Consider the following 10713-nt stretch of genomic DNA (forward strand, 5'->3'; position numbering starts at 1 on the left):
CTGCCCGTCGTCGGCGTCGCCGCCCTCACCGCCGCCCCCCCCCCCCCCGCCCCCCCCCCCGCGCCGGCCCGACGGGTCCGGGCGTACGCGCCCTGAACTCTCGACGTACCGACGGGGAGCGTGGAGGGCTCCGGTGCGGGGAATGTCCGAGGAGTGGACAACAGTCCGACAATTCGAGACAAAGTTTCCCGCTCTGGTTGGGTGAGTGTCCACCCCCTGGTTAACCTCCCCTTATGGCCCTTGGAACAGCTTCCACCAGGACGGATCACGCGCGCACCGTGCGTGACCTGCTGGCGACCGGCAAGACGTCGTACTCCTTCGAGTTCTGGGCGCCCAAGACGGAAAAGGGTGAGCGCAACCTCTGGAACGCGCTGCGCCGGGTCGAGGCGGTCCGGCCGAGCTTCGTCTCCGTGACGTACGGCGCCGGCGGCTCCACCCGCGCCGGGACGGTCAAGGCCACCCAGGAGATCGCGGCGGACTCCACGCTCACTCCCGTCGCCCACCTCACCGCGGTCAACCACTCGATCGCCGAGCTGCGCAACATGGTCGGGCAGTACGCCGACGCGGGCATCAGGAACATCCTCGCGGTCCGCGGCGACCCGCCGGGCGACCCGATGGGCGAGTGGGTGGAGCACCCGCAGGGCGTGAAGTACGCCGCCGACCTCGTCCGCCTCATCAAGGAATCGGGCGACTTCTGCGTCGGCGTCGCGGCTTTTCCCGAAATGCACCCCCGGTCGGCCGACTGGGAGACTGACATCGGCCATTTCGTCGACAAGTGCCGGGCGGGCGCGGATTACGCGATCACCCAGATGTTCTTCCGCCCGGAGGACTATCTCCGGATGCGTGACCGGGTGGTCGCTGCGGGTTGCGAAACGCCGGTGATCCCCGAGGTCATGCCCCTTACCAGCGTGAAGCAACTGGAAAAGTTCTCCCAGCTCAGCAACGCGACCGTGCCCGCGTCGTTGAAAGAGCGCATCCTCGCAGCCAAGGACGATCCCGCCGCTGTACGCTCCATTGGCATCGAGTTCGCAACGGAGTTCTGCGCGGAGCTGCTGTCCGAGGGTGTGCCCGGACTGCACTTCATCACGCTCAACAACTCGACGGCTACGCTCGAAATCTACGAGAAACTCGGACTGCACAAGCAGTCGTGACCGGTCGTACCCGCCGCCGAAGCGGCTACGGCCGAAGGAGGGGGCGGGCGTGGGCTGGACGGTCCTCTACATCGCATTCGGTCTGGTGGCCCTGTGGCTGCTCGGCGAGGTACTGCTGCAGTACAAGGCGCGACTGCGCTGGCGGCTGCTCGCCTTCGGCGGCTTCCTCGGAGTGGTGGTCGGGGTGTTGCTGGCCTCCGTCCCCGTCATCGTCGTCGGGACGCTGGCCTTCGCCACCGGCCAGACCTTCGTGACGCTGTCCTTCCGGCGCGGCTTCTCCACCGGCTGGGCCATAGGCGGCAGCCCGGGGGAGAGCCGCCGGCGCAGGGGCGGCGGCTCGGGCGCCGCGGTGAAGGAACCCACGCTGGAGGTCTCGGACCTGGAGGTCTCGGACCTGGACGCCGCAGCCGGGTACAGCCCGCCCCCGGCAGCCCCGCCCGCACCGTCCGTCTACGAAACGCAGCCGCTCCCCGACGACACCGGCCAGTACGGTGTGTACGGGGACAGCGGCTACGACCCGAACGGCGACGCCCGCCAGGACAACGGCCACCGGTCCGACCCCTCGGCCCAGCCGCAGTACGCCGCGTACGACCCGTACACCGGCTACGAACAGCAGCCGGCCCAGGACCCGTACGCCGGAACGTACGACTACGGCACCGGCGAGCAGAGCTACGCCGCCTACTCCGACCCGTACATCGGCACCACCAACCAAGCCCCCTCCTACGGCTACGACGCCTACGGCAACGGCGACGCCTACGACAGCCAGGGCGGGCAGCAGAGCTATGCCGACCCCTACGCCCAGAGCTACGGCGTGGACACCCCGCCCGGCGGCGTCTGGGTTCCGCAGCAGCGCGACGCCGAGCAGTACCCCCCGATGGAGCCGGAGCAGCCCACCGGGCCCGCCCCGTACGGCAACGGCTACGACACCGGCCAGAACGAGCAGTACCGCTACTGAGACCGCCCCGCTGCCGGGGTCGTGGCCCGTCGGCAGCGGCTCCGGCCCCGCAGCGGCGGCGGAGCCGAGGACGGCGACGACCGGGCCGCCGGACAGGTGACCGCAGCCTGTCCGGCGCGCCGGCGGCTCAGCGGGAGCCGCGGAAGCCGTCGCCCTCCACCACGAGCCCGGCCACCAGCGTCCCCGACATCCCGGCGTGCGCGAGCCCGCCGCCCGGGTGCGCCCAGCCGCCCGCGAGATACAGCCCCGGCAGCCGGGTGAGGTTGCCCGGGTGCAGATACGCGCCGTCCGCCCCGGCCAGCGCGGGCGGCGGCACCGCACCGCCCTCGGCCCCCGTCTCCGCCTCGGTCTCCGCGGGCGTACGGACCTCCGTGTGCAGGATCCGCTCCCGCAGCCGGGGAACGGCCGCGCCCGCCCGCTCGACCAGGACGTCCGCGAACCGCTGCCGCACACCCGCGTCCCGCCAGTCCACCGGCCCCTGCGGAGCCACCGTCGCCGTGAGCGTCACCGCCTCGTGCTCCGCGTCCGGCCGGGTCGCCGGATCGTCGGGGCGCAGCACCCACACCGTGGGGTGGCCGGCGACCCGGCCCCCGAACACCGCCTCCTGCTCCGCCGCCCCCTCCGCGCTGTGCACCACGGTCCGGTGCACCGCGTCCGCCTCCCGGGCCCCGCGCAGCGACAGCAGCACCGTGAACCGGCCCGTCGCACCCGCGCCCGACCCCGCCCGGACCGGCACGTCGCCCGCGCCCCACGCCTGCTGACCCGGCACCAGGCCCGGACGCGGCCGGACCCCGAGCACCACCCGGTCGGCCTCGGCCACTTCACCGCCCGCCAGCTCGACGCCCGCCGCCCGGCCGTCCTTCTCGACGACCCGGACCACCTCGGCCCCGAAGACGAACTCCACCCGGCGGGCCACGCACCGCTCGTACACCGCCCGGGCCAACTCCCGCATTCCGCCCGTCACGTACCAGCTGCCGAAGGTCTGTTCCATGTACGGCAGCAGCGCGGCACTCGCGGGGGCGGTGCGCGGGTCGAGACCGTGGGCGAGCACATACCCGTCGAGCAGGGCCGCCAGGCGCGGGTCCGCCAGCTCCCACGCGCCGATCTCCGCGACCGTGGCCGCCTGTCGGGCCGCGCGCAGCAGACGCCGCTGCCGCACCGCCGGATACGGATCGCGCCCCAGCACCCGGTGGTCCGCGCGCAGCGGCTCCTCCAGGAGCGGCCGCCGTGAGCGGTCCCAGGCGTCCCGGGCCCGGTCCATGAAGTCGCTCCAGCGCGCCCCGGCGCCCGCGCCCAGCGCCCCGTCCAGGGCGGCGGCCACTCCGGCCCGGGAGGCGTTGGGCAGGGACACCGCGGTGCCGTCCGCGAAGATATGGCGGCTCGCCGGATCGACCTGGGTCAGCGTCACGGACTGCTCCAGCGACTGCTTGCCGGTCTTCACGAAGAGGTCCCGCTGGACGGCGGGCAGATGCAGCAGCCCGGGCCCGGTGTCGAAGACGAAGCCCTCGTGCTCGTGGCGGCCGACCGAGCCGCCGTAGCTCGCGGACCGCTCGTAGACCGTCACCTTCTCGCCCGCCACGGCCAGTCGGGCGGCCGCCGCCATCGCGCCCGTCCCGGCGCCGATCACCGCAATTCGTGCCATGCCGGTGACCTTATCGACCGGCACCGACAGCTCAGCCGGGAGGCCAGTGCCCACCCGTTCCGGCCAGCCGTTTCTCCTCGCGGCGCTGGGCCCGGCGGCGCAGGAAGCGGCGGATCCGCGAGGCGAGAAAGATCACGGTGACGATGCCGAGCACCAGCAGCACGGCCGCGATCACGGCGGCTGCCACCGGATTGAATATGGCGAAGGTGATGACCCCCGCGACCCCCAGGTCCTCGGCGATGCTCATTCCGACGTTGCTGAAGGGCTCCGGTGAGGTGTTGACGGCCATCCGCGTGCCCGCCTTCACCAGATGGCTCATCAGCGCCGTGGACCCGCCGATCGCCCCGGCCGCCAGCTCCGGCAGGGAACCGCTCTCCCCGGCCAGCAGCGCGGCGATCACCGCCCCGGCCACCGGCCGGATCACGGTGTGGGCGGTGTCCCACACCGAGTCCACGTACGGGATCTTGTCCGCGACCGCCTCGCAGAGGAACAGCACACCGGCCACGATCAGGACGTCGGTGCGCTGGAGCGCGGCGGGCACCTCGTCGGAGATGCCGGTCGCGCCGAACAGACCGAGCAGCAGGACCACCGCGTACGCGTTGATTCCGCTCGCCCAGCCACTTGTGAACACCAGGGGGATTACCGACACGCAGGCGATCGTAACGACCGGGTGCCGGAGCCGGGTGAGCTCGCGGGCGCGGCCCTGAGTATCCGTACCTAGGCGCACAGATGAGTAGCAGCGCGGATGGGCTTCCACCTGCGCGGACGGCAGAGTGATGACCACGGAAGGGGCGCTGCGCCAGGACCGCCGGCACGGGGCGGCGGAACGGCGAGGTTCCCCCGACGCAACGGGGGTGCACGACGGAGGCCCGGGGACAACGGGGGACATACGGGGTCACGGGGAACGGGTTTCCGGCAAGCACGGAAGACGCCGGTCCGGTGGGGTTCGCGGGGGATGCGAACTCCAGCGGCCGGCGTCTTCGGCGTTCCCGGGGCTTTCCGGTGCTCTGCGGTGCCTTCCGGTGCTTTCCCGTGCTATTCCGGACGTGCCGGCTCAGTGCCCGCTGACCCGCCCGTGCAGCAGCAGGGACAGCGCCGAGTGGACCTCGTCGATCGAGCGCTCCGGCTGGAACGCCTGCCAGTCCAGCGCCGCCACCAGCACCATCCCGACCAGCGCGGCCGCCGTCAGCGGGATGTCGATCTCCTCGCTCAGCTCACCGCTGCGCACCGCGTCGCGCAGGACACCCTCGACGACCGCCACGGCCTCCTGGCGCACCACCAGCAGAGTGGACTGCCAGGCGCGGTTGGTGCGCCAGAGCTCGGCCACGTACAGCTGGGTGAAGGCCGGGTAGCGGTCGATGAAGGCGAGCCCGGCCCGGATCATCGCGTCCAGTGCCTCGACCCGGGTGCCGCCGCGCTCCTCGGACTCCTCGGCGGCGGCCCGCAGCGAAGCCGTGAGCAGTCCCACGCCGTGCCGGAGCAGCTCCTCGAACAGCTCGGTCTTGCTCTTGAAGTTGTAATAGACCGTGCCCTTGGCGACCCCGGCCCGCTCGGCGATCTCGTCGACGGTGGTCGCCGAGAAGCCCTTCTCGGCGATGAGCGTCACCGCCGCCTCGTAGAGCCTCTGCCGGGTGGCCTGGCGGCGCGTGGTGCCACTGCTTTCCATGGGGCTGATTCTTCCAGGCCCCGGGGCGCCCAGGGGCTCGACCGCGGGCGCGCTCACAGGCTCAGCTCCGGGTGCAGCCGGCTCAGGCTCCACACCTGCTTGCGGCGGGCGGTGATCGCGGTCAGGGCGAGCGCGCCGACGGTGAAGGCCGCCAGCACCGCGCAGCCCAGCCAGACCGGGGTGAGCGGACCGCCCGTGATCAGCCTGCGCAGCCCCTCGACGACGTACGTCATGGGGAGGTACGGGTGGATCGCGCCGAAGAATCCGGGGCTGGTCTGGACGGGGTAGGTGCCCCCGGCCGAGGTCAGCTGGAGCATCAGCACCACCAGCACCAGGATCCGCCCCGCCGCCCCGAAGCAGGCGTTCAGCCACTGCACGATCGCGGCGAAGCAGCAGGTCACCAGGGCCAGGAAGCCGATCGTCCCGGCGGCGTGGGCCATCTGGAGGCCGAGGCCCCAGTGCAGGACGGCCATCAGGGCGCCGACCTGGGCCGTGCCGATGGCGGCGACCGGGAGCCAGCCGGCGAACGCGATCCGCCAGGAGGAGGCACCGGCGGCGAGCGCCCGCCGGTTCATCGGCTGGATGAGCATGTACGCCACCATCGCGCCGACCCACAGGGACAGCGGGATGAAGTACGGGGCGAAGCCGGTGCCGTAGTTGGGGGCCGCGTGCAGCGACTTGGAGGCGAGCTGGACGGGGTCGGCCATGACGTCGGTCCGCGCGTCGCGGTCCTTCTTGCCGTAGTCCGGGATCTTCTCCACACCGTCGTTGAGCCCCTGGGCCAGCTCCGTGGAGCCGTCGCCGAGCCGGAAGAGCCCGCCGTCCAGGTTCTCCGCACCGGTCTTCAGCTTGCCGACGCCGGTGTCCAGGTCGCTGGAGCCGGTCTGCGCGCTGCCGAGCCCCGTGTGCAGCGCCTGGGCGCCCTTGGCGACCTTGCGGGCGCCGGTGTTGAGTTCGTTGACCTTGGCCACGGCCGAGGCCAGGTCGCCGTCCAGCGTCGGCGCGCGCTTCGCGAGGGCCTCGGCCTGCTTCTGGAAGGCGGTCAGCTGGGTGCTCAGCTTCTTCAGGTCGCCGTTCTGGTTGGTGACCAGGGTGTTCACATCGGCGGCGATCTTCGCGACGTCGACGGCCGTGACCTTGGCGCGCTCCAGCGGCGGGCAGACCGTGGCGTCGGGCTCCTCGGCCTCCTCGCACTGCGTGCGGTGGACCTCGGTCAGCTCGTCGGCCGCCTTCTGGGCATCGGCCGCGGCGGTGGGTGCGCTCTTCACCAACAGGTCGAGGTTGTGCCGTACTGCGCCGGAGGTGTCGGCGACCAGCCGGGCGGTGTCCTGGATGGACTTGCCGTTGTCCTTGAAGAACGGGCGCACGTCACCGGCGATCTTGTTGACCTTGTCGGCCAGGACCTGGGTGCCTCCGGCGACCCGGGCGGAGCCCGTGGCGAGGTCGCGCGAGCCCTGGTTCAGCTTCACGATCCCGTCGGAGAGCTTCTTGCTGCCCGCCTTCGAGTCCTTGAGGCCGTTCGCGAGGTCCTTGGAGCCCTGCTTCGCCTTCGATATGCCGCCCTTGAGGTCGTCGGCGCCCTTGGCCGCCTCGGCGGTCTTGTCGTGCAGATCGGAGAAGTTGATGAAGATGCGGTCGAGGAAGGACCGGGAGGCGTTCGTGGAGGCGGCGTTGCGGACCTCTCCGAAGACCGTCTTCGAGATCTGCCCGACGATGTAGTTGTTGGCGTCGTTCGTCCGCACCTGGAGCGCGCCGGTCTCGGGGGAGTCCCCGCCGCTGGACGCGATCTTCTCGCTGAAGTCCGACGGCATCGTCAGCGAGAGGTAGTACGTACCCTCCTCGACGCCCTTCTCGGCCTCGGCGGAGCTGACCTCGTGCCAGGCGAAGACCTTTGAGTCGAGCAGCTTCTCGCTGATCTCGTCCCCGGCCGTGACGCGCTTCCCCTCACTGGTGGCGCCCTTGTCGTCGTTGACCAGGGCCACGGGCAGCTTGTCGAGCTTCCCGTACGGATCCCAGAACGAGCACAGGTACAGGGCGCCGTAGAGCAGCGGCAGGAGCAGCAGGGCCACCAGCGCGGCGGCCGGCAGCTTCCCCCGGCCGAACCGCTTCAGCTCAAGCGCGGCCAGCTTCGGCGATCGCATCGGCCGTCTCCTGTTCGGTGGTCGGTTCCTGGGTGGCGGTCTCTTCGGCGGCGGGTTCCCCCGCGGTCTTCCCGGCGGTTGGTGCGGTGCGCACGACCTGCGTGTTCCCGGGGGCCTCGCTGCACACGGCGAGCACGGTCGTCCCGGCGTCGGCCACGGAGCGCAGGAGCGCCCAGGCCTGGTCGCGTTCGGTGTCCGAGAGCTTGAGGTCGGCGTCGTCGACGGCGAGCAGCCGCGGCCTGCCGATCAGCGCCAGCGCCACGGACAGCCGCAACGCCTCAAGACGCTCCAGGTCGCGTACGGAGGTGCGCCCCGACTTCGGCAGGGTGGCGAGGTCGAGCCCCGCGGCTTCGAGGGCCTCGCCCACCCGGGCCTCGGCGGCGGCCCGGCGCTCCGCGCGCGGACGCAGCAGGGTTCGCAGGGAGGCCCCGTAGCGGCCCTGGAGGAGGGCGCGTTCGCCGAGGTGTTCCGCGACGGTGAAGGCGGGGTCCAGCTCGCTGACCATCGGGACGGGGCCCAGGGCGGCGATACGACGGACGGCGGCGGCCTGCTTCGGCAGGCGCAGCCCGCCGACCTCCGCGTGGCCCTCGGTGGTGCGCATCCGGCCGGTCAGGGCGAGCAGCAGGCAGGTGCGGCCCGACCCCGACGGTCCCTCGATGGCCACCAGTTCCCCCGGCTCGGCTCTGAACGTGACGTCCCGGAAGACCCGGCCGCGCGGTCCCTCCAGTCCGAAGTCCTCGGCGCTCACAGCCGCGCCGTGCGGGCTCTCCACAGACCCTCCCCTTTTGAACTGACCAGTCAGTTCAAAAGGTAGCCCGAGCGTCCGCCCGAAAGCAAAGTTGCTGCTCAAAGCGGGTACACGGCCCATTGTCAGTGGTGGCCGCCACCATGGACACAGACGGCCACGGAGCCGTCACACGACGACAGGAGGTTCGTCATGGCCAGCTCGTCCGCAGCAGCCGCCCCGCGGCGCCGCACAGTCAGCCCTGCCCCCTCTCCGACCGGCGCCTCCAGTGATGTCCATCCCGTCCTGCGCCGCGCCTCGGCGCCGCCCGCAGCACTCGATCTGCTCGCCAAGGCCCGCTCCGGCCTCGAGGAGGCCGCCGCGCTCCCCGAGCCCAACGAGCGGTACGCCACCGCCCACCTCGCCGCCCTGCGCACCGCGGCGGCCGTGCTGGCCGCCCGCGGCCGCCCCGAGACGAACAAGCGCCGCCGTGAGCGCATCCGCAGCGCCTGGGAGGTCCTCCCGGAGATAGCTCCCGAACTGACCGAGTGGAGCGACCTCTTCGCCTCCGGCGCCGACCGCCGGGCCCGAGCGGAGGCGGGCGTGCCGGGAGCCGCCGGCGGGCGCGACGCCGACGACCTGCTGCGCGACGCGGCCATGTTCCTGCGCCTGGTGGAACGGCTGCTCGTGCTCCAGCCGGTCCTTCCGCAACCACGCCCGGAGCACCCTGCCGGCGGGGCGAGGCAATAGGGTGGTGACCGCTCGCACCACCACCCGCACTGTTCACGCTCCGCCGTCCCCGGCGGCACCGTGCCGAGGAGTCATCTGCCGTGTCGGACCAGCCGCGCCCCCGCGCCTCCCTCCGTACCGCCGTGGTCTGGGAGGTCCTCAAGGAGGCCCTGGACCGTCAGGTCAAGGCGACCGGCAGGGACGCCCTGGACGTCCTGGACACCGGCGGCGGCACCGGCAACTTCGCCGTGCCCGCGGCCAAGCTCGGCCACCGGGTCACCGTCGTCGACCCCAGCCCCAACGCCCTCTTCGCGCTGGAGCGCCGCGCGGCCGAGGCCGGGGTCGCCGACCGGGTCCGGGGAGTCCAGGGCGACATCCTCGGCCTGTTCGACGTCGTGGAGCGCGACGGTTTCGACGCGGTGCTCTGCCACGGCGTCCTGGAGTACGTCGACGAGCCCGCCGAGGGTGTGCGCAACGCGGTCGAGGCGCTGCGCCCCTCCGGTGCGCTCAGCCTGCTCGCCGCGGGCCTCGGCGGAGCCGTCCTGGCCCGCGCGCTCGCCGGTCACTTCACCGAGGCCCGCCACGCGCTCACCGACCCGGTCGGCCGCTGGGGCGAGGGCGACCCGGTGCCCCGCAGGTTCACCGCCGATCAGCTCTCCGACCTGGTCTCCGACGCCGGTCTGGAGATCGCCGCGGTGCACGGCGTCCGGGTCTTCGCCGACCTCGTGCCGGGCGTCCTGGTGGACACCGAGCCCGGCGCCGTGGAGGCGCTCCTCAAGCTCGAAGCGGCCGTCGCCGAGCAGCCCGCGTTCCATTCGGTCGCCACCCAGCTGCACGTCCTGGGCGAGAAGCGGCGCTGATCAGCAACGCAAGCGCGGACCGAGTGGGACTCAGGACCCCCGTAAGGGGCGTCCGCCCCGTATGATCGGGTGACACCATCCGGCATGGCGGATCGGTCGTCGGGGAATCTACGCCTCAGCAGCCGAGCCGACATAGCGGTCCGGACTGGCTGAACGCTAGAGGGCGGGTTTCACGGGGGCGAATCCCTGCCTATCCTGGAAGGGCCGCATACCGGTCGCCCCCGCGGCCGACGACGAGGAGGATCCCGTGCCGCTCTCGGAGCACGAGCAGCGCATGCTCGAGCAGATGGAGCGAGCGCTGTACGCCGAAGATCCCAAGTTCGCGACAGCGCTCGAGGGAAGCGGACTGCGTACGTACACCCGCAAAAGGGTCTACCAGGCGGTCGCTGGTTTCCTGGTGGGTATCGCGCTCCTCATGGCCGGAATGGTCGCCCAGCAGATCTGGATCAGCGTGGTGGGGTTCCTCGTCATGCTCGGCTGTGCCGTGCTCGCGGTCACCGGATGGCGCAAAGCGCCCAAGCCCGGTGAACAACAGCCGGCCGCCGCAGGTGGCGGGGACAGCGGCGCACGCCGCCGACCGAGACAACGCCGGTCGATGATGAACCGCATCGAGCAGCGGTGGCAGCGCCGCCGCGACGAACAGGGCCAGTAGCACGCCTCGGCCCTGTTCTTCTCACAGGGCCGGGCGATGGCACGACGCAGGACACAGATGGGTGAGGGGCGGCCGGCTGTTGTTCACCGGGCTTGGGGGGGTTGCGCCCTCCGGTGCCCCCGCGCACGGCGCCGCCGCGCATGACGAGGGACCCCCCCCCCCTGGTCCCGCTCTGCTGGGCGCCCATTCCGGG

The 10713-nt window shown here is 72.1% G+C and carries 10 protein-coding genes; 5 read left to right on the plus strand and 5 right to left on the minus strand.

All coding sequences use genetic code 11. The annotated features are described in order from the left end of the window. Positions 1-233: 233 nt before the first annotated feature. Complete coding sequence (gene metF / locus JS521_RS09355) at positions 234-1151, plus strand: methylenetetrahydrofolate reductase [NAD(P)H] (RefSeq protein WP_205082247.1); 918 nt, start codon at positions 234-236, stop codon at positions 1149-1151. 49 nt (positions 1152-1200) lie between these two features. Next, positions 1201-2106 carry a hypothetical protein gene (locus JS521_RS09360; protein ID WP_205082248.1) on the plus strand — a complete coding sequence of 302 codons (906 nt, stop codon included), beginning with the start codon at positions 1201-1203 and terminating at the stop codon, positions 2104-2106. 127 nt (positions 2107-2233) lie between these two features. Here JS521_RS09360 and JS521_RS09365 read toward each other — a convergent pair whose 3' ends face one another. The 5 genes from JS521_RS09365 to JS521_RS09385 all read right to left on the minus strand — a co-directional run bounded on the left by JS521_RS09365 (position 2234) and on the right by JS521_RS09385 (position 8327). Further along, positions 2234-3748: a phytoene desaturase family protein gene (locus tag JS521_RS09365; protein WP_205082249.1), complete on the minus strand. Its 1515-nt coding sequence runs from the start codon at positions 3746-3748 to the stop codon at positions 2234-2236. Between the two features lie 31 nt (positions 3749-3779). After that, complete coding sequence (locus tag JS521_RS09370; protein WP_205082250.1) at positions 3780-4397, minus strand: DUF4126 domain-containing protein; 618 nt, start codon at positions 4395-4397, stop codon at positions 3780-3782. A gap of 405 nt (positions 4398-4802) precedes the next feature. Beyond that, positions 4803-5414: a TetR/AcrR family transcriptional regulator gene (locus tag JS521_RS09375; protein ID WP_006123872.1), complete on the minus strand. Its 612-nt coding sequence runs from the start codon at positions 5412-5414 to the stop codon at positions 4803-4805. 53 nt (positions 5415-5467) lie between these two features. After that, positions 5468-7555, minus strand: a complete 2088-nt coding sequence (locus JS521_RS09380; protein ID WP_205082251.1) for a YhgE/Pip family protein — start codon at positions 7553-7555, stop codon at positions 5468-5470. Continuing rightward, positions 7527-8327, minus strand: a complete 801-nt coding sequence (locus JS521_RS09385; RefSeq protein ID WP_205082252.1) for an ATP-binding cassette domain-containing protein — start codon at positions 8325-8327, stop codon at positions 7527-7529. Before JS521_RS09385 ends, JS521_RS09380 begins: the two co-directional genes overlap by 29 nt. A gap of 165 nt (positions 8328-8492) precedes the next feature. Between JS521_RS09385 and JS521_RS09390 the strand changes: the two genes are divergently transcribed. The 3 genes from JS521_RS09390 to JS521_RS09400 all read left to right on the plus strand — a co-directional run bounded on the left by JS521_RS09390 (position 8493) and on the right by JS521_RS09400 (position 10520). Further along, the gene (locus JS521_RS09390; protein WP_205082253.1) at positions 8493-9029 is read left to right on the plus strand and encodes an SAV_6107 family HEPN domain-containing protein; all 537 of its coding nucleotides are present in this window, start codon (positions 8493-8495) and stop codon (positions 9027-9029) included. Between the two features lie 80 nt (positions 9030-9109). Continuing rightward, entirely contained in the window at positions 9110-9868 is a 759-nt protein-coding gene (locus JS521_RS09395; RefSeq protein ID WP_205082254.1) for a methyltransferase, read from the plus strand. A gap of 247 nt (positions 9869-10115) precedes the next feature. After that, positions 10116-10520 (plus strand): SCO2097 family morphological protein, encoded by a 405-nt coding sequence (locus tag JS521_RS09400; RefSeq protein ID WP_006123866.1) that lies wholly within the window; start codon positions 10116-10118, stop codon positions 10518-10520. Positions 10521-10713: the final 193 nt, after the last annotated feature.

The sequence above is a fragment of the Streptomyces durocortorensis genome (assembly GCF_016901035.1).
GTDB lineage: Bacteria > Actinomycetota > Actinomycetes > Streptomycetales > Streptomycetaceae > Streptomyces > Streptomyces durocortorensis.